Annotated in this window: 21 protein-coding genes; 16 read left to right on the top strand and 5 right to left on the bottom strand. The window is 33.4% G+C overall.

Translation table 11 applies throughout. The annotated features are described in order from the left end of the window. Position 1 precedes the first annotated feature (1 nt). The 16 genes from E1J38_RS06750 to E1J38_RS06675 all read left to right on the top strand — a co-directional run bounded on the left by E1J38_RS06750 (position 2) and on the right by E1J38_RS06675 (position 15,365). The gene (locus tag E1J38_RS06750; RefSeq protein WP_255449803.1) at positions 2 to 2,299 is read left to right on the top strand and encodes a TonB-dependent receptor domain-containing protein; all 2,298 of its coding nucleotides are present in this window, start codon (positions 2 to 4) and stop codon (positions 2,297 to 2,299) included. Positions 2,300 to 2,301: 2 nt separating this feature from the next. Further along, positions 2,302 to 3,426: a PQQ-dependent sugar dehydrogenase gene (locus E1J38_RS06745; RefSeq protein WP_133355289.1), complete on the top strand. Its 1,125-nt coding sequence runs from the start codon at positions 2,302 to 2,304 to the stop codon at positions 3,424 to 3,426. A 1-nt stretch (position 3,427) separates the two neighbouring features. Then, the gene (locus E1J38_RS06740; RefSeq protein WP_186525827.1) at positions 3,428 to 3,823 is read left to right on the top strand and encodes a c-type cytochrome; all 396 of its coding nucleotides are present in this window, start codon (positions 3,428 to 3,430) and stop codon (positions 3,821 to 3,823) included. 65 nt (positions 3,824 to 3,888) lie between these two features. Next, entirely contained in the window at positions 3,889 to 4,494 is a 606-nt protein-coding gene (gene udk, locus E1J38_RS06735; RefSeq protein WP_133355288.1) for a uridine kinase, read from the top strand. Next, on the top strand, positions 4,494 to 4,817 hold the full coding sequence (locus tag E1J38_RS06730) for an FtsB family cell division protein (RefSeq protein WP_133355287.1): 324 nt from the start codon (positions 4,494 to 4,496) through the stop codon (positions 4,815 to 4,817). The genes udk and E1J38_RS06730 overlap by 1 nt, the downstream gene beginning before the upstream one ends. Beyond that, positions 4,810 to 6,165, top strand: coding sequence for a methylmalonyl-CoA mutase subunit beta (locus E1J38_RS06725; protein WP_133355286.1), 1,356 nt, complete (start codon positions 4,810 to 4,812; stop codon positions 6,163 to 6,165). Before E1J38_RS06730 ends, E1J38_RS06725 begins: the two co-directional genes overlap by 8 nt. After that, entirely contained in the window at positions 6,155 to 6,844 is a 690-nt protein-coding gene (locus E1J38_RS06720; RefSeq protein ID WP_133355285.1) for a hypothetical protein, read from the top strand. The genes E1J38_RS06725 and E1J38_RS06720 overlap by 11 nt, the downstream gene beginning before the upstream one ends. A gap of 9 nt (positions 6,845 to 6,853) precedes the next feature. Beyond that, positions 6,854 to 9,004: a methylmalonyl-CoA mutase gene (scpA, locus tag E1J38_RS06715; protein WP_133355284.1), complete on the top strand. Its 2,151-nt coding sequence runs from the start codon at positions 6,854 to 6,856 to the stop codon at positions 9,002 to 9,004. A 75-nt stretch (positions 9,005 to 9,079) separates the two neighbouring features. Continuing rightward, positions 9,080 to 9,346 (top strand): hypothetical protein, encoded by a 267-nt coding sequence (locus E1J38_RS06710; RefSeq protein WP_133355283.1) that lies wholly within the window; start codon positions 9,080 to 9,082, stop codon positions 9,344 to 9,346. A gap of 125 nt (positions 9,347 to 9,471) precedes the next feature. Beyond that, entirely contained in the window at positions 9,472 to 10,236 is a 765-nt protein-coding gene (locus tag E1J38_RS06705) for a ParA family protein (protein ID WP_133355282.1), read from the top strand. A 2-nt stretch (positions 10,237 to 10,238) separates the two neighbouring features. After that, entirely contained in the window at positions 10,239 to 11,147 is a 909-nt protein-coding gene (locus tag E1J38_RS06700) for a ParB/RepB/Spo0J family partition protein (RefSeq protein ID WP_133355281.1), read from the top strand. Beyond that, positions 11,137 to 11,754, top strand: coding sequence for a DUF5683 domain-containing protein (locus tag E1J38_RS06695; protein WP_133355280.1), 618 nt, complete (start codon positions 11,137 to 11,139; stop codon positions 11,752 to 11,754). Before E1J38_RS06700 ends, E1J38_RS06695 begins: the two co-directional genes overlap by 11 nt. Before the next feature lie 40 nt (positions 11,755 to 11,794). Beyond that, the gene (gene dapB / locus E1J38_RS06690; protein WP_133355279.1) at positions 11,795 to 12,499 is read left to right on the top strand and encodes a 4-hydroxy-tetrahydrodipicolinate reductase; all 705 of its coding nucleotides are present in this window, start codon (positions 11,795 to 11,797) and stop codon (positions 12,497 to 12,499) included. A 355-nt stretch (positions 12,500 to 12,854) separates the two neighbouring features. Beyond that, positions 12,855 to 14,432, top strand: coding sequence for a signal peptidase I (lepB, locus tag E1J38_RS06685; RefSeq protein ID WP_133355278.1), 1,578 nt, complete (start codon positions 12,855 to 12,857; stop codon positions 14,430 to 14,432). A gap of 1 nt (position 14,433) precedes the next feature. Continuing rightward, positions 14,434 to 15,057 (top strand): WbqC family protein, encoded by a 624-nt coding sequence (locus E1J38_RS06680; protein WP_133355277.1) that lies wholly within the window; start codon positions 14,434 to 14,436, stop codon positions 15,055 to 15,057. Further along, the gene (locus tag E1J38_RS06675) at positions 15,057 to 15,365 is read left to right on the top strand and encodes a DUF6122 family protein (protein WP_133355276.1); all 309 of its coding nucleotides are present in this window, start codon (positions 15,057 to 15,059) and stop codon (positions 15,363 to 15,365) included. The genes E1J38_RS06680 and E1J38_RS06675 overlap by 1 nt, the downstream gene beginning before the upstream one ends. 1 nt (position 15,366) lies before the next feature. Here the strand turns inward: E1J38_RS06675 and E1J38_RS06670 are convergent, their stop codons facing one another. The 5 genes from E1J38_RS06670 to E1J38_RS06650 form a co-directional block, all read right to left on the bottom strand. Next, positions 15,367 to 16,392 (bottom strand): endonuclease/exonuclease/phosphatase family protein, encoded by a 1,026-nt coding sequence (locus E1J38_RS06670; RefSeq protein ID WP_133355275.1) that lies wholly within the window; start codon positions 16,390 to 16,392, stop codon positions 15,367 to 15,369. A 63-nt stretch (positions 16,393 to 16,455) separates the two neighbouring features. After that, positions 16,456 to 17,307, bottom strand: a complete 852-nt coding sequence (locus E1J38_RS06665) for a rhomboid family protein (RefSeq protein ID WP_133355274.1) — start codon at positions 17,305 to 17,307, stop codon at positions 16,456 to 16,458. A gap of 1 nt (position 17,308) precedes the next feature. Beyond that, entirely contained in the window at positions 17,309 to 18,067 is a 759-nt protein-coding gene (locus E1J38_RS06660) for a rhomboid family intramembrane serine protease (protein WP_133355273.1), read from the bottom strand. A 3-nt stretch (positions 18,068 to 18,070) separates the two neighbouring features. Next, on the bottom strand, positions 18,071 to 19,921 hold the full coding sequence (gene mutL / locus E1J38_RS06655; RefSeq protein ID WP_133355272.1) for a DNA mismatch repair endonuclease MutL: 1,851 nt from the start codon (positions 19,919 to 19,921) through the stop codon (positions 18,071 to 18,073). Positions 19,922 to 19,924: 3 nt separating this feature from the next. Next, entirely contained in the window at positions 19,925 to 20,206 is a 282-nt protein-coding gene (locus E1J38_RS06650; RefSeq protein ID WP_133355271.1) for a riboflavin synthase subunit beta, read from the bottom strand. Between the last annotated feature and the right edge of the window lies 1 nt (position 20,207).

Here is a 20,207-nt window from a genome sequence, read left to right as displayed (position 1 = left end):
TTTGTGCTTTATTAAAAAAGTATTCCTTGTTTTTTACTTAGTTATTATCTCAAATGTTTTTGGACAGTCGAAAATCATTGGGAAAATTATAGACGCAGATAATAACACACCTTTGAATAATGTTACAATTATAGACAAAAACACACAAAAATCTTTGTTATCAAATAGAGACGGAAGTTTTCAACTTAACAAAGTTGGCACTTATATTTTTAAAAAAGAAGGATATAATGAACACGTAGTAACTTTAAAAGACGACCAATACCACCTTATCCAATTAAGATTAAATCCATCTCAACTAAATGAAGTTATCATCAACAGTTATCATATTCCAAAAAAACTAAAAAATGCAACGGCATCTATTGAAATTATTTCATCAAAAGATATTCAACTAGACAACAACACTAATGTTACTTCAGTTTTAAACAGAACTCCTGGGGTTTTTATGCAAAGTGGAGCTTTAAACACAAACCGCATAACTATAAGAGGTATCGGCTCTAGGAATTTATTTGGCACCTCTAAAATAAGAGCCTACTTTAAAGATATCCCTCTTACAAATGGTAGTGGCGAAACTAATATTGAAGACTTTGAGTTGGGAGCCATATCCCGTTTTGAGATAACTAAAGGAGCGGTTTCCAGTATATATGGTGCTGGCTTAGGCGGTACAATAAACTTAATTCCAGAAAACAACAACTTTAGCCAAGATCAAACACATAGTGAGTTTACATTTGGTTCATTTGGTTTGTTAAAAAATCTTACAAGTCTAAATATTAGCTCAAAAAAAAATGGTTATAAAGTTATTTACAGTAACACAAATAGTGATGGTTATCGTGAAAACAACCAATATAAAAGACAAACGTTAACTGTAAATTCCAATCATTTTATAAACGAAAAAAATGATTTTTCGGTTTTGGCAAGCTATGTTAATTTAAAAGCATTTATTCCAAGTTCTTTAAATGAAGATAGTTATTTAAACAATCCAACCTCAGCTGCATTTACATGGAATAGTGCCAAAGGGTTTGAAGATTCACAAAGAGGGGTTTTAGGGTTGTCTTGGAATCATCAACTTAATTCTAAAATCAGTCAAACAATTAGTATCTTTACTTCGTTTAGAAACGGTTACGAACCCAGACCCTTTAACATTCTTTCTGAAAAAACATTGGCCATTGGAGCTAGAAGTAGGCTCAAAGGAAATACTGAGTTTTTTAAAAACCCATTCCGATGGATTATTGGAGGTGAACTATTTAAAGACACCTACAAACACAAAACTTTTGAGAATTTATATCAAGATTTTCCCGAAGGAATAGGAAGTGTAAAGGGAAACAACCTATCAAACTTTAAAGAAAAAAGAAGCTACTACAACTTATTTTTGGAGACCAATTATGATATTTCCATCAGCACCACCATTTCTTTTGGAATGAACCTCAATCAAACATCGTATAATTTAAAAGATAGATTTGAAGTTACACAAAACAATCCGGATCAATCGGGTAGTTTCAAATTCAAAAGTATTTTATCTCCCAAATTTGGTGTTTTACAAAAATTAACAAAAAACAATAGTGCTTTTATCAGCTTAAGTCATGGCTTCTCTCCTATCTCTTTACAAGAAACCCTTTTGCCAAATGGACAAATAAACAACAATTTAAAACCTGAAACAGGATGGAATTTTGAGATAGGCACCAGAGGTTCTTCATCCAACAACCTTTTACAATATAGCGTTTCAGCATATCGATTAAATATTATAAACCTACTAGTTGCTAGAAGAACTTCTGAAGACCAGTTTATAGGCATTAATGCTGGTGAAACACAACATGATGGCTTAGAGGCTAGTCTAAACTATTCCTTAGTTTCAAAAGCCTCACTTCAAATAAATGCCTCAACAAATTTCACTTTAAACAATTACAAATTCAAAACATTCATTGATAATAACAACAATTATTCAGGAAATGATTTAACAGGGGTACCATCTGAAGTTTTTAATGCTGTTATAGATTTTGATTCTCAAATAGGAATTTATGGCAATATCAATTTTCAGCATGTGGGTCAAATGCCTATTACAGACAGTAACAGCTTGTATTCAAAAAGTTATAATTTAACTAATTGTAAAATTGGATTGAGAAGAAATCTTAATAAAAACCTAAAAATGAACCTATTTGTTGGTTTAAACAATATCTTTGATACTCGTTATGCCTCTCAAATTTTGATTAATGCTTCAGGTTTTGGAGGTAGTGCTCCTAGATACTATTATCCTGGAAACCCAGTTAATTACTATACTGGTATTAATTTAAATTACACTTTTTAACTATGAAAAAGGTTATCATTTTATCCTCAATTATACTTACCACTTGTTTTGCTTGTGCTCAACAAATGGAGTCTGAAGTTAAAGCAGAGTCTCCTGTTAATGAAAACTACACAACAGAAGCCGTTGTTTTAGATTTAAGCATTCCTTGGGGCATGACTTTTTTACCTGACGAAAGTATGCTGATTACAGAAAAAACAGGTAATCTAATTCATTTTAAAGATGGTCAAAAGATCAATATAGAAGGTGTCCCTGATATTTACGTACGCGGTCAGGGTGGGTTTATGGATATAAATTTGCATCCCGATTACACTAATAATGGTTGGATTTACATGACTTACGCTTCTACAGAAGGTGATGGTGATGGTGGTAACACCACGCTTATGAGAGCTAAATTATCTGGCAACCAATTAACAGATAAAGAAATACTTTATAAAGCGGAACCTAACTCAAAAAAAGGACAGCACTGGGGATCAAGAATTGCCTTTGACAACCAAGGATATTTATATTTTTCTGTTGGTGACCGTGGTAATAGAGATGTAAATCCGCAAGATATTACTAGAGATTGTGGTAAAATTTACAGACTGAATGACGATGGAAGCATACCACAAGACAACCCTTTTGTAAATACTGAAAATGCCAAAACCGCCATTTACAGTTACGGACACAGAAACCCACAGGGTATGGTTAAAAATCCGTTTACTGGAGACATTTGGGTTAATGAACATGGACCTAAAGGAGGTGACGAAATTAATATTATTAGAAAAGGAAAAAATTTTGGCTGGCCCATTATTTCATATGGCATAAACTATAATGGTACTACTTTTACAGATATTACCGAAAAAGAAGGTATGGAGCAGCCCTTGTTTTATTGGGTGCCTTCTATTGCACCTAGCGGGATGGCTATAGTATCCTCAGATATATACCCCAATTGGAAAGGCAATGTTTTGGTGGGATCATTGAAATTTAAATATTTAGAGCGTCTTATATTAGAGGATAATAAGGTTATTAAACGAGAAAAATTATTTGAAGATATCGGTAGAGTAAGAAATGTTGTTCAAGCTCCTAATGGTTACATTTATGTTGCCGTTGAAAATAAAGGTATTGTTAAAATTGTCCCAGAAAAATAAAATGAAAAACTATTTAGTATACTTAGTAGTATTTTTTACACTAACAATTGCATCGGCACAAGACAACCTAAACGAAAGTATTGAAAGAGGCAAGGATATTTACACCGACTTTTGTATCAATTGCCATATGCCTGAGGGCGAAGGTGTTGAAAACTTATATCCGCCCTTAGCCAAATCAGACTACTTATCAAAAAACAGAGAAGCTAGTATTAGAGGTATAAAATATGGTCAGAGCGGTGAAATGATTGTAAATGAGGTGAAGTACAATGGAGACATGGCCCCCATGGGATTGAGTGATGATGAGGTGGCTGATGTAATGAATTATATTACTAATTCTTGGGGAAATAAAAACGATGACATAGTTACTGAGGAAGAAGTTTCAAAGGTTAAAAAATAATGTTTTTCTTGTTAAATACTTACGGTTTTAAGTAACTTTGTAAGAGGCCTTTAAACTTCAACTTTATGCTGATTATAGGAATTGCAGGCGGTACCGGTTGTGGCAAGACCACTGTTGTAAATCAAATTTTAAACGAATTGCCCGAAGGAGAAGTCGGTATTATTTCTCAAGATTCCTATTATAAGGATACTTCGCATTTAAATTATGATGAACGGGCTAAAATTAATTTTGATCATCCGCGTTCCATAGATTTTAAATTGTTAGAAGCACATCTTAAAAAGCTAAAAAAAAACAAACCCATACAGCAGCCTGTTTATTCATTTGTTGAACATAATAGAACAGGAGATACCATTTTAACACACCCTAGAAAAGTCATGATTGTTGAAGGTATCTTAATCCTTACCAACCCAGAATTAAGAACTATGTTCGACATAAAAATTTTTGTACATGCCGATTCTGATGAACGCTTAATAAGACGATTGAAAAGAGATATTGCTGAACGTGGCAGAGATTTAAACGAGGTTTTAACACGCTACCAAAACACCTTAAAACCTATGCATGACCAATTCATTGAACCTATGAAAGAATATGCAGATATCATAATACCTAACAATAAATACAATACGGTAGCTGTAGATATTGTTCGCACTATAATTAACGAGAAGTTATAATGAGTTTTTTTAAACAAAAATTTTTTAAACCTTTTAAGAATATCTTTATTCTCATTTTAGTAGCCTTTCTTATTTGGATGTTATTTTTTGACGCCAATTCTTGGTTAATACACCATGAATTAAATTCTGAAATTAATGATTTAGAAAATGAAAAAGAGTACTACCAGAAAGAAATAGAAAAAGACAATAAAGAAATTAAAAAACTCAGTACCGAAGAAGGCTTAGAAAAGTTTGCACGCGAAGAATATTATATGAAACGTGAAAACGAAGAAATTTTTATAATTGAATACGAAGACAGTTTAAAACTTAAAAAGGATGAGTAAACGCTTATTTAGCGAATTTGATTCCGTATCATCAAAACAGTGGAAGCAAAAAATTCAGTTCGATTTAAAAGGAGCTGATTATAATGAAACGCTTGTTTGGAACACTAATGATGATATTTCAGTTAAACCGTTTTATCATTCTGATGATTTTGATGAGTTCCCAAAGCCATCAAAAACAAAAGCTACGGCGTGGAATATCTGTGAAACTATTTTTGTGGCCAATGCTGAAAAGTCTAACTTAAAAGCCTTAGATTCAATAAGCAGAGGTGCTGATAGCATTAAATTTATTATTCCTTCAGAGGATATTTCCATTGAATCCTTATTAGAAAGCATCAATGTATTGTCAATACCAATCCATTTCGAACTACAATTTTTATCCCCAGATTTTGTAAAAAAAATAGTTTCTTTTTCAGAAAAAGAAAACATCTATATAAATACCGATATTATTGGAAATCTTGCCAAAGCTGGTAACTGGTTTGAAAATTTAAACAATGATTTTTCAAAATTTGAAACCATAGTAAATCTAACCCATTCATTTAGTATTGAGACATCTTTGTATCAAAATGCCGGAGCTAATACAGTGCAGCAATTGGCGTACACCTTAGCACATGCTAATGAATATTTAAATAGATTGGGAAATGAGCAGCCCTTAAATGTAATCTTTAATGTATCAATTGGCACCAATTACTTTTTCGAAATAGCCAAATTAAGGGCCTTACGATTACTTTGGGATACATTAGCTACGGAATACCAAATAAATACAGACTGCCATATTTTTGCAACGCCAACTAAGCGCAATAAAACCCTGTATGATTACAACACGAATTTGTTACGCACTACAACTGAATGCATGAGTGCTATTTTGGGAGGCACCAATACTATAAGTAATTTACCATATGATGCTATTTACCGCAAGCCTAATGAATTTGGAGATAGAATAGCAAGAAATCAGTTGTTAGTCCTAAAGCATGAAAGTTATTTTAATAAGGTAAACAATCCTTCAGATGGTGCCTATTATATAGAATCCATTACCAATCAATTAGCCGAAAAAGCATTAGAGTTATTCAAATATATTGAAATTCATGGTGGCTTTTTAAATCAGTTAAAGGATGGTACTATTCAACGTAAAATAAAAGAAAGTGCAGCTAAAGAGCAGGAACAGTTTAATACAGGGAAGGAAGTTCTTTTAGGCACTAACAAACATCCTAATGAAAAAAATAAAATGAAAGATCAATTGGAATTGTATCCATTTTTAAAAACCAATAAGCGAAAAACGTTAATACAACCTATTTTAGAAAAACGATTATCCGAAAATTTAGAACAAAAACGATTAAAAAATGAAAATTAAAATGAAATCTATTTTAAAACTTACAACAGTCACTTTAGTACTTATTTTATTTAATTGCAAGAATGAAACCGTTCAAATTGAATATCAATATACTGATAAACCATTATCATTAAGCTGCAACAATTTAGATGCTAAACTATATCTTGAAGCACTTTATTCTTTTGAGGATGATATTTTAAACTTTTACGGAAAAAATAGAAGAAACACAAATGCTACACCAAGTCTTACTATGGCATACAATCAATTTGTAAGAAACGCTATTTCTGGGAGAGTTCCATATCAAAGTGTTGTCTCTGCCCATACTATAAGAGTTTTTGAAGCATTAAAACAAGACAAAACATTATGGGATTCAGAAAACACTAAAAGTCATCTAAATTATAGTAGCCCATTAATTGATTGCATTGCAAATAATATCAATGATGATAATTTAAAAACTACTTTTAATGCTCTTTTATCCATAAACGATCTAAGCCCAAAACTTTTTGGTGCACCGCTTACCAGTAAATACAGAAATGCACTTAATGATAAATATTTAGCTTCTTACATAGCCTTTGACTTATATTATTCAAAGCTTTTTGACATAGACTTATCTATGGTCAATCTTGAAAAGCCGGAAGCAAAAGTTGATTTTAACAATGTACCTTCTCAAAATGATCCACATGCCGGACACAACCACTAATTAAGAGTCTTGAGAAAAAACATTCAACATATTGCCTTAAAAAATGCAGAAGCAAGAAAAAAAATAGAAAATTTAAGTTTTGCTACTGCTGAAGGTATTAATATAAAATCATCATACTCTAAAGATGACATTGAAGGTTTAGAGCATTTAGATTTTGTTGCTGGAATAGCCCCAAATTTACGAGGCCCTTACAGTACTATGTACGTTCGTAGACCATGGACTATTCGTCAGTACGCTGGTTTCTCAACAGCTGAAGAAAGCAATGCGTTTTACAGACGTAATCTGGCTGATGGACAAAAAGGGCTATCTGTTGCTTTTGATTTGGCCACTCATAGAGGTTATGATAGTGACCACGAGCGTGTAGTTGGTGATGTTGGAAAGGCAGGCGTTGCAATAGACTCCGTGGAGGATATGAAAGTACTTTTCAATAAAATTCCTTTAGATAAGATGTCGGTCTCCATGACTATGAATGGGGCTGTACTACCCATTATGGCATTCTATATTGTAGCTGCAGAAGAGCAAGGTGTTAGTCCACAACAACTTGCCGGCACCATCCAAAATGATATTCTAAAGGAATTCATGGTACGCAATACCTATATCTATCCACCAACGCCTTCCATGAAAATCATATCTGATATTTTTGAATTTACCAGCAAACAGATGCCTCAGTTCAATAGTATTAGTATTTCTGGCTATCATATACAAGAAGCTGGAGCTACCAGTGACATTGAACTGGCTTACACTTTGGCCGACGGATTGGAATATATTAGGATAGGATTAGCTGCCGGAATGGATATTGACTCCTTTGCTCCGCGCATTTCTTTCTTTTGGGCCATTGGCATGAACCATTTTATGGAAATTGCTAAAATGCGAGCCGCCAGAATGCTTTGGGCTAAATTAGTAAAACAATTCAACCCTAAAAACCCAAAGTCATTGGCTTTAAGAACACATTGCCAAACCTCTGGTTGGAGTTTAACGGAGCAAGATCCGTTTAACAATGTTGCCAGAACTACCATAGAAGCTGCTGCGGCTGCATTTGGTGGTACTCAAAGTTTACATACAAATGCTTTAGATGAAGCCATTGCGCTACCAACAGATTTTTCTGCTAGAATTGCCAGAAACACACAATTATACCTTCAAGAAGAAACCAAAATTACTAAAACCGTTGATCCCTGGGCAGGAAGCTATTATGTTGAAAAACTAACCCATGATATCGCACAAAAAGCGTGGTTACTAATTGAAGAAATTGAAGCTCATGGTGGTATGACCAAAGCTATTGAAGCAGGCATCCCAAAAACCCGTATTGAGGAAGCCGCTGCCCGAAAACAAGCCAGAATAGATTCGGGTCAAGATATTATAGTGGGTGTTAACAAATATAGATTAGAAGAAGAAGCACCTATTGCAACGCTAGAGATTGACAATCAAACTGTAAGAAAGCAACAAATTGATAGTCTTCAAAGAGTAAAAGCAGAAAGAAATTCTAAAAAAGTAAAAGCCACACTTTTAAAATTAACTAAAGCAGCTAAAGAATGGCAAGATTCTAAACATTCCCTTTTGCAAGGGAACAAGAATTTATTAGCTTTAGCTATTGAAGCCGCTAGAGAACGAGCTACCTTGGGAGAAATTAGTGACGCTCTTGAGAACGTTTTTGGGCGTTACAAAGCCCAAATAAAATCATTTTCGGGTGTTTATAGCAAAGAAGTGAAAGACGACAAATCATTTAAAAAAGCACAGGAATTAGCCGATATTTTTGCAGAACAGGACGGAAGACGCCCACGTATCATGATTGCAAAAATGGGGCAAGATGGTCATGATCGTGGTGCTAAAGTTGTTGCTACCGGTTACGCTGATGTTGGTTTTGATGTAGATATTGGCCCTTTGTTCCAAACACCACAAGAAGCCGCTAAACAAGCTGTGGAAAACGATGTTCATATTTTAGGCATATCGTCTTTAGCTGCTGGTCATAAAACATTGGTTCCTCAGGTTATTGAAGAACTAAAAAAATACGGTCGGGATGACATCATGGTGATAGTTGGTGGCGTTATCCCAAAACAGGATTATCAATTTTTATTTGATGCTGGTGCTATTGCCGTTTTCGGTCCTGGAACTAAAATAAGTGAAGCCGCTATTAAAATTTTAGAGATTTTAATTGATAATTAAACCTTATATCCCTTTGAAAAAAAGAAAATCATCATAATTGCTCTCATTATTTTTGTTCTTATTACAATTATGGTGATGATTATTCCAATCTTTCATTCTGCTAAAAGTGCTTCACCAGATTTTGCTCCAAAGAGCACTGAAGAAGCGATAGAGCTTGAACCTCAATATAGTTGCCCTATGAATTGTGAACCTGTTAAAAAATATTCAAGAAACGGTGTTTGCGATGTTTGTGAAATGCCCTTAAGAGTAGTGCAAACCAGAGATGTTTTTGACGCTGTTCTTACAGAGGAAAATACCTTTGAAGATTACAAAGAAAAACCATCTGGTTCTAGCCAGAAATAGTGCAAATCTTTTAAATAGTATCAATTAAAAATAGATACCACAATATTTGTTACACTGTTAACAAGTTACGTTTTTATTACTCATAAATAATTGTATTTTTACCACTTAATAAACCAAATCGTTTAATGGGTAAAATCATAGCAATTGCTAATCAAAAAGGTGGTGTTGGAAAAACAACAACATCTATTAATTTAGCAGCATCTCTGGGTGTTTTAGAGAAAAAAGTATTATTAATTGATGCTGACCCACAAGCTAATGCAACTTCTGGAATTGGTATTGATGTTGAAACAGTGGAGGTAGGTACTTATCAGCTTTTAGAACACTCTAATTCTGCTAAAGAAGCTATAATAAAAACCGAAACTCCTAACCTAGATATTATTCCAGCTCACATAGATTTAGTTGCTATTGAAATTGAACTGGTTGATAAAGAGTCTCGTGAATATATGTTGAAAACAGCCATTGCATCAATTAAGGATGCATATGACTATATTTTAATAGATTGTGCACCATCATTGGGTTTATTAACCCTTAACGCATTAACGGCTGCCGATGCGGTAATTATTCCAATACAATGCGAATACTTTGCTTTGGAAGGTTTAGGTAAATTACTAAATACCATTAAAAGTGTTCAAAAAATCCACAATCAAGATTTAGATATTGAAGGTTTACTGTTAACCATGTACGATTCGCGTTTACGTTTATCTAATCAAGTGGTAGAAGAAGTCCAAAAGCATTTTAATAATATGGTTTTCCAAACTATCATTCAAAGAAATGTGCGTTTAAGTGAAGCGCCTAGTTATGGTGAAAGCATAATTAATTATGATGCCAGTAGCAAAGGTGCCAACAATTACTTAAGTTTGGCAAAAGAAATTATCAATAAAAACGCTTAAAAATGGCCAAAGCAACCAAAAAACAAGCTTTAGGTAGAGGTTTATCAGCACTTTTAAAAGATCCAGATAATGACATACAATCGGTTCAGGATAAAGATGCAGATAAAGTTATTGGTAATATTATAGAGCTTGATTTAGATTTTATTGAAGTTAACCCATTTCAACCTAGAACCAATTTTAGTGAAGAATCCTTAGAGGAATTGGCTACCTCTATAAAAGAGTTGGGTATAATTCAACCAATTACCGTTAGAAAATTAGGTTTCAATAAATACCAGTTGGTTTCAGGTGAGCGTCGTTTTAGAGCATCTAAATTAGTTGGTTTAGAAGCTATTCCTGCTTATGTAAGAATTGCAAACGATCAGGAGTCCTTAGAAATGGCCTTAGTTGAAAATATTCAACGGCAAGATTTAGACCCCATTGAAATTGCACTCTCATACCAGCGATTAATTGATGAAATACAACTTACTCAGGAACAGTTAAGTGAACGTGTTGGTAAAAAGCGTTCCACAATCACAAATTATCTCAGGCTTTTAAAATTAGACCCTATTATTCAAACCGGTATGCGCGATGGTTTTATATCTATGGGGCATGGACGAGCACTCATTGCGGTTGAAGATCAGGCATCTCAACTTGATATTTACGAAAAAGTATTAGAAAATGAACTTTCTGTAAGAGCTACCGAAACCTTAATTAGAAACTTTAACACCTCTAAAGAAGTTCAAATTCCTTCAAAAGAAAATAAAGAAGAGACTCCCAAATACATCAAAAAAGGGGTTAGTATCTTTTCAGAATACTTTGGGCATAAAATTGACGTTAAAGTCTCTAAAAATGGAAAAGGAAAAATCACCATTCCTTTTCATTCTGAAGAGGACTTTAATCGTATTAAAAAATTAATTCAAGGTGCTAAATAAATCGGTAATATTAAGTGTATTTGCCTTCTTATTTTGTTTTTCGGTAGTAGCTCAAGAAAAAGAGAAGAAAACAAAACGCAAAAAACTTCCAAAAGAAATAGTTATAGATAGCGTACTCACTAGAGAGCCTATAAACCCATTATCACCGGCAAAAGCTGCTTTTTATTCGGCAATTTTACCCGGTTTAGGACAAGCCTACAATAAAAGATACTGGAAAATACCTATTGTGTATGGTGCCTTGGGAACCGGAATTTACTTTTACACCAATAACAATAAAGAATATAATCGTTACCGCGATGCTTACAAGAGACGTTTAGCAGGTTTTACTGATGATGAATTTTATTTTGATTCTAACGGTAATCAACTATCTTCTCCCAGAGTAACCACACAAGGATTGGAGCGTGGTCAGGAATTTTACCGAAGAAACAAAGAAATATCGCTTTTAGTAACACTTGGTATCTACGCCTTAAATATCATTGATGCCAATGTTGATGCTCATTTATTGCAATATAATGTAGATGAAAACTTATCTTTAGCTCCTCATTACAAATTCAATGAGTTTGATGCCAAAAGTAACGTTGGACTAACCTTAAATTTAAAATTCTAGTCCATAATATATGGACATAACAAATATAAAATTTTACAAAATGAAAATTGCTTTATTAGGATACGGACGCATGGGACAAACCATAGAGAAAATAGCAATTAGTAGAGGGCATGATGTTATTCTAAAAATTGATAAAGATGATAAAGACTATGATATAACGGAGGCCGATGTTGCAATAGATTTTAGCTTACCTACTGCTGCATTCGGTAATATCACTAACTGTCTCTACAATGGGGTACCTGTAGTTTCTGGAACCACGGGGTGGCTAGAACATTATGATGAAGCCGTTGCGCTTTGTAATAAAAAAAAGGGTGCTTTTATTTACGCTTCAAACTTTAGTTTAGGTGTTAACATCTTCTTTGAGTTAAATAAAACACTAGCAAAGATGATGAGTAATTTAAGTCAGTATCAAGTAACAATGGAAGAAATTCATCATATAAAAAAATTAGATGCTCCCAGCGGAACAGCCATTACATTGGCCGAGGGTGTTATTGAAAACAACAAAAATTATGATGCTTGGGAATTAGATAACACTGACAAGGAAACTACAATTCCTATTGCTGCCAAACGTATTGAAGATGTTCCGGGAACGCATTCTGTGAATTACAAAAGCGAAGTTGACAGTATTAATATAGAGCATATAGCACATAATAGGCAAGGGTTTGCATTAGGAGCCGTTGTAGCCGCTGAATGGCTTGTTGGAAAAACGGGTGTGTTTTCAATGAAGGACGTTTTATATCTTTAATGATAATTGTCAATTGAATAATGACTAATGATTTAAAAGACAGAACAAAAATATTTTCACATGATTGCGTTAAGTTAGCAGTTTCATTGCCAAATACATTTCTTAGAAATCACATCAAAGAATAATTAATAAGATGCTGCACTTCTGTGGCGGCTAATTATAGAGGAAGTTGATGAAAGCTTCTTTTAAATTGAATTTATTGTAGATGAAGTTTTAATACCAAAAGAAACTTGTAAATCTTTGTTAAATGAAGCTAATCAATTAACCAAAATTTTTATTTCATCAAGAAAAACTGCAAATTTGAACCTCAAAAATTAATCAATTGTCATTAGACAATTATCAATAGAGCAAGATTATGACATTAATGCAATGGTTTATATTCATTTTAATTATTCAAGTAATTCATGGTTTAGGTACTTGGAAACTATACATTAAAGCTGGAAGACAAGCTTGGGAAGCTTTTGCGCCCATATATAATGGCGTTGTTTTAATGAAAATTATCAACCGTCCATGGTGGTGGATAATCTTGTTATTTCTTCCCATTGTAAACTTAATTATGCTTATAATTGTTTGGGTTGAAACTGCCAGAAGCTTTGGTAAAAATAAAATAGCAGATACCTTTTTAGCCATTGTTACTCTAGGATTTTACAACTATTATTTAAACTATGTTGCTGATGTTAAATACGTTGAAAACCGTGATTTAAATCCTAAATCATCATCGGGTGAGTGGACTAGTTCTATTCTATTCGCTATTGTTGCCGCTACCATTGTGCATACTTATTTTATGCAACCATTTACCATTCCTTCATCATCTTTAGAAAAATCTTTATTGGTGGGCGACTTTCTTTTTGTAAGCAAGTTTCATTACGGTGCTAGAGTTCCAATGACAACCGTTGCAGCGCCTATGGTACATGATACCATACCAAAATTAGGGGCAAAATCTTATTTATTTGATGACCATAAAGATAGTAATTCATGGATAAACAAGTTGCAACTACCCTATTTAAGAATTCCGGGGTTTGAAAAGATTGAGCGAAACGATATTGTTGTTTTTAATCAACCTGCAGACACCTTGTTGGATATGAATAATTTCCATCCTGATAGAAATTATTACAAGCCAATTGACAAGAAAACCAATTTAGTAAAACGTTGTGTTGGAATACCTGGTGATACTCTAGAAGTTAGAGACGGTTACGTTTATATAAACGGTGAGCAAAATGTATTACCAGACAGAGCGCACCTACAGTTTAGTTACCTTGTGCAACCCAAAACACATCAATTTAATCCCGAAATCATGAAGAAACGCTATGATATTACGGATGGTTTTGGTATTATCAACAATAATAACACATATCTTTTCTCTGCGATTTCTGACGAAGCCTTATCCAAATTTAAAAACCATCCTAACGTTGGTGGTATTACCCCAAATAAACAACCTAAAGGAGAAAGAGACTCAGAGATTTTTCCTCACGACCCAAATTATACTTGGAATAGAGATTTCTTTGGTCCACTTTATATTCCCGAAAAAGACAAAACCATTGACATAAATTTAGAAGTTTTACCCCTTTACAAACGTGTTATTTCAGAATATGAACATAACAAATTAGAGGTAAAAGGCAATCAGATTTTAATTAATGGAAAAGTAGCCAACACCTATACGTTTAAACAAAACTACTATTGGATGATGGGTGATAACCGTCATAACTCAATAGACGCCCGTGCATGGGGATTTGTACCGTTTGACCACGTTGTTGGAAAACCCGTTTTCATTTGGATGAGCTGGGATGGTATTAAAAACCCACGTTGGGAGCGTTTCTTTACAACTGTTAGTGGTAGCGGTAAAGCAACTTCGTATTTTATTCCTTTTCTAATCATTCTGTTCGGTTCAATAGCCTTCAATAAATGGCGTAAACGCAAAAAGGCTAAAGCCTAAAATGAACATAATCATCCATCCAACATACTTCCCTAGCATAACTCATTTTGTAGCTATGGTACAGGCGGATGACGTTGTGTTTGAGGTGCATGATAACTTTTTAAAACAGACTTATAGAAACCGCACCCATATCTATGGAGCCAATGGCAGGCAAACCCTAAATATCCCTGTGGTTCATTCGCAAAAAAATCGACAAAAATATAAAGATGTAAAAATTTTTAATGAAGCACAGTGGCAATCAAATCACTGGAAATCATTACTTTCAGCATACAGAACCTCTCCTTTTTTTGAATTTTATGAAGATGATATTCAGCCTTTATTTCATCAAAAAACCAACTATATTTTAGATTTTAACCTAAAATGCTTTGAGGTTATCTGTGATTGTTTACAATTACACTTAAACGTTTCTGAATCTCAATCTTTTGAAAAAACTATTGAAGATAAAATAGATTATAGATATTTGGTAAATGCAAAAAAGGAACAACCACAACCATTTGAATCTTATACCCAAGTTTTTAGTAACAAACATGGTTTTATTAGCAACTTAAACATCTTGGATTTGTTATTTAATGAAGGCCCTAACAGCTTAATTTACTTAGAATCTCAAACCATAAGGCCTTTGTAATGTTACAACCTATTTTACATTACGGTTGTCATTTTTTAATGCCTTTAGTTTTAGCTTTAGTGTGGTATAAGCCTAAATGGATGATGGCTTATCTTATTATGATTTTGGGTATGTTAATAGATTTAGACCATCTACTAGCAACGCCTATTTTCAATCCTAACAGGTGTAGTATTAATTTTCATCCGCTGCACTCGTATTTCGCTATGGCGTTTTATATTTTATTGCTAATCCCGAAAAAAACCCGATTGATTGGATTAGGATTGGTAATCCACATACTTGCCGATGTAGTAGATTGTTCTTTTATGTAAACTAATTTTTTAAAGCTAGCGTTGTCATTATAGGAAAATGATCTGAAAACGCTTCTGCATAAGACTTAAATCCGTTTATTTTAAACCTTTCATCTGCAAAAATAAAATCAATTCTAACTGGGAAAAACTTAAAGTTGTAAGTACGCCCAAAACCATTTCCGGCTTCTTTAAAAGTATCTTTTAAATTGCCTTTAATTTTTCTGTAAACATATGAAAACGCGGTGTTGTTAAAATCACCACAGATTATCATCTTATATCTACACTGTTCTTTGTGTATTAAAAACAATTCGGTCTGAAACTGTTGCATTTTAAATGTTGAGCTTATACGCTTTAATAACCTTTCAGAATCTTCATTTTTAAGACTTTCTACGTCGGCATTAATTCTTAATGATTCTAAATGAATATTATAAACCCTTACGGTATCATCTCCTTTTACAACATCAGTAAAAATGGCATTGTTACCTGTATTAGGAAACTCAATAGAGCCCGAATTTACAATCGGGAATTGTGAAAAAATGGCTTGTCCGTATTTAGTTTTCTTCCCAGAAAGTTTTTCAAATTTGTATTTAAAAAAAGACAGGTTGATTTGTTTATGTGGATGATATTCCTGAACACTTAAAATATCTGGCGCTTCGGTTTTTATAAAATCAACAATTTTAGTTTGAATAGCATCTTCTTTTATCCATTCGTATAAATTAAACAACCTAACGTTATAATTCATTACCTTAAAATTGTCTTCACTTTCTACTGGCTTTGAAGATGAGAACTTGTATAAGGACCCATAAGAAATATAACCCACAAACAACACCAAAAAAGACAATACAAACTGTCTTTTAAGTCTTATTAACCAGTATAAGGCCAATAAGATATTAAGAATAATTAATAATGAAACTCCTAAATTAAGTACTGATAAAACCGCAAATGTTTTAGGTGGTAGATACGGCAGCGTGAATGAAAAAAGTAAAGCCAAGGCTAAAACAATGTTGATGAAGTAAATAATTTTATTTAAAAAACTAAGCTTTTTCACTGTTTGATAACTGTTGATCTAAGACTGGGAAGTTAATTTAAATTTCTCTGGTAATTATGACTGCTATTTTCCTGCTCTAAACAGAAAATCTTTTTCTTCGACAGTTAAACTATCGTAGCCACTTTTACTTATTTTATCTAAAATAACATCAATTTTTTTCTGGTTGTTAAACTCGTTAAACTCTGTTTTAGTATACCCCCCTACTTTACTTTTCTTTTTATGAACGGTTTTTAATTTGCTTTTTTTTGAAGGCTTAAACATACTCGTTAAAGTATCCATAACACGTTCAAAACCTTTACCTATATCTGTTCCTTTAGTTAATTGTTTTGCATAGATATACCCTAAAACAGCTCCGCCTAAATGCGCTAGATGCCCACCTTGATTAACCAAACCAAATAAACCAATAACATCTAAAACCACAATAGCAGCGCCAATATACCAAAGCTTGAGATTAAAAACAATCAACCTAACTTCCTGATTTGGCATATAAGCACAAACAAATATTAACAAGGCTCTCACCGCTGCCGATGCCCCAACTAGTTTAGCATTAACACCAAACAAACTAGGAAACAATTGATAACCTAACATAAATAATAAGCCTCCGCAAATAGCCCCTAGAAAATAAATATTCAGTGCCATTTTGGGGCTAAACAAGTTTAAAATCATACGCCCAATAAAATACAACCAAAGCATATTAAAAAGAATATGCAGCACATCGCCATGTAAAAAAGCATAAGAAATAAGACTCCAAGGTTGTACAATAAAATCTAAAAACCCACTAGGTAATTTAAGCCAATCTAAGTGTAGCCTAAATAGTTTTTCAATAACAAAAACTACCGCATTAACCACAATGATTTTCTCTAAAACATTAAGCCGCTTTAATTTATCTTTTATGTCTTGATTAAGAGTTGTCATTTTAATACCAACGGTTTTGGTTAAACTGGTTTTTTTTCCAGTACCACATAATTAAAAAGCCTGTAAGGGCACCTCCAACATGGGCAAAATGAGCTACATTACCGTAACCAAAAATAGACTGACCACTAATACCAGAAATTAGATCTAAAGCAATAAGTCCTGGAATAAAATATTTAGCCTTTATAGGAATTGGTAAAAATATCAACATTAATTCTGCATTAGGATTCATCATTCCAAATGCTGCCAAAATACCCATTAAACAACCAGAAGCACCAACCATAGAACTATTGAATACACCAACAAAATCTGCTAACTGCTGATTAGTTAGTGCTGATTTCCAACGTGTATCATACATGTTGTAACCAGATTTTAATGTATCAAGCGTATCCACTTGATTAAATCCAGCCTCTTCCAACAATGATAAACCAGAATAAAACTTAAAATAGTAATATAATAATTGCAATACCACGGCTCCTAAACCGGCTGAAAAATATATAAACAAAAAACGTTTAGACCCTAACACTTGCTCTACTGGTGTACCAAACATCCAAAGGGCAAACATATTGAAAAATAAATGTGACCAACCACCATGCATAAACATATGTGTTAATATTTGCCATAATTGAAAGCCTTCATTTTGCGGAAAACGTAGTGCAAACCAATCGTAAAATAGTTCCCCGCCTCCAATAGCTAAAGTCCCTATAAACATAATCACATTAATGATTAGTAAATGCTTTACGGTTTCTGAAATTCTCATCATATTCTAAATAAATTTTTTATCTAATTCATCAACACTCATTGTTATGAATGTTGTTTTATTAGTTGGTGACACATTAGGTTCTTTACAAGCAAACAACTTATTTACCAAATGTTCTTGTTCATCTTTTTCTAAACTTTGGCCAGTTTTTATAGCCAAACTTTTTGCCATAGATTTTGCTAATAAATCGGTAGCGCTAAAATGGGCATCGGGCACTTCATTTTCAACATCGCTTATTAACTGTTCTAAAATAATAGAAACTTCGCTTTCTGGAACAGTTATGGGCACTCCAGTAATCTCTACAGATTCTTTTAGAACGTTAGAAAACACAAAACCGGTATGCTCCAAATCATCTTTTAACTGATTTAAAATTTGAATTTCCTGTACTGAAAAATGAAGCTGCAAAGGAAATAATAGCTGCTGACTAACCGCTTCCTTAATCGTCATATTTTTTAAAAAGTCTTCATACAAAACACGTTGATGCGCCCGGTGTTGATCTATAACCAACATACCTGATTTAATAGTGCTTACTATGTATTTATTATGAAGCTGATAGGTGGTTTGTACCTGCGCTACTTGATTATCACTTTCAAAAATAGAAGCAGTAGACTCTTCACTTTCAAAGTGAACCTCACTAAAATCTTCTGGCTCAGTGTTACTTTTAGATTCTAAACCAACATACAGACTTTCCCAATTGCTAACTGTGGGTTTAAAAGGTGTTGTTTGCCTTCCAATAACTTTCTTGTCTTCTCTAAACGGATTAAAACTTCTGTCTACTTCAATGGTAGGCGCATTGGTTGTTGTTCTTTTAAACTCATAAGGTGTATCTAAACTAGAATCTCTATCAAAATCTAAAACAGGTGCAATGTTAAACTGCCCAAGACTATGCTTCACTGCCGAACGCAATAAAGCATAAAGCGTATGTTCATCATCAAACTTAATTTCTGTTTTGGTTGGATGAATATTAATATCAATAGTTTGAGGGTCTACCTTTAAATTCAAAAAGTAACTAGCATGCGTACCACTTTTTAATAGCCCCTCAAAAGCAGATGCTATAGCGTGGTTTAAGTAGGCACTTTTAATAAATCTATTGTTTACAAAAAAGTACTGCTCACCCCTAGTTTTTTTTGCAAATTCTGGCTTGCCTACAAATCCCGAAATTTTGAGTACTTCGGTATCTTCTTCAACAGGAACTAATTTCTCGTTAGTCTTGTTCCCAAATATATTAACAATACGTTGTCTGAAATTACTAACCGGCAAATTAAAGGTTTCACTACCATTGCTATACATAGCAAAATTGATATCACAATGCACTAAGGCTACTCTGTGAAATTCATCAATAATATGACGAAGTTCTACAGCATTCGATTTTAAAAAATTTCGACGTGCTGGTATATTAAAAAACAGATTTTTTACAGAAACCGAAGCACCCTTTGGTGTTACTACCACCTCCTGTGATACTACTTCACTGCCTTCAATAATAATTGCTGTTCCAACATCATCTTGTTCTTGTTTAGTTTTTAATTCTACATGCGCAATAGCAGCAATACTTGCTAAGGCTTCACCACGAAACCCTTTGGTATTGAGTTGAAACAAGTCATCGGCAGTTCTTATTTTAGAAGTGGCGTGGCGTTCAAAGCTCAATCGAGCATCGGTAACGCTCATGCCTTTACCATCATCAATAACCTGAATAAGTGTTTTACCAGCGTCTTTAACAATAAGTTTTATGGTTTTAGCCTCTGCATCAATAGCATTTTCCAACAACTCTTTAACAACCGAAGCAGGACGTTGTACAACTTCTCCGGCGGCAATTTGGTTAGCTACATGATCAGGTAAAAGCTGTATAATGTCTGCCATGTATTATTTTGAAAAGAAAATAGATAAATCGAAACCAATAACAAACAAGAAAATCAAAACTAAAATACCAACTATAATAAGTACACGTCTATTTGCTTCCCTGTTTGGATTATGTTTATAATCGTTTATGGCATTGTTAAATTTTGTTTTTAAACCAGAATTATTACCTACCGTAATCCTATGTTCGTCAAACTTATGTTTAATTTCAAACGGATTACCTTCCCCCTTATAGTAACGAGGTGTATAGTTAAACTTTTTATTCTTACGTAATTTTAAAAGCCCCATA

Origin of the sequence: Seonamhaeicola sediminis, assembly GCF_004358095.2 — a bacterium.
In the GTDB taxonomy this organism is placed as follows: Bacteria; Bacteroidota; Bacteroidia; order Flavobacteriales; family Flavobacteriaceae; genus Seonamhaeicola; species Seonamhaeicola sediminis.
Note: the sequence above shows the minus strand (reverse complement) of the source record. Positions and strands in the feature narration are given on the sequence as shown.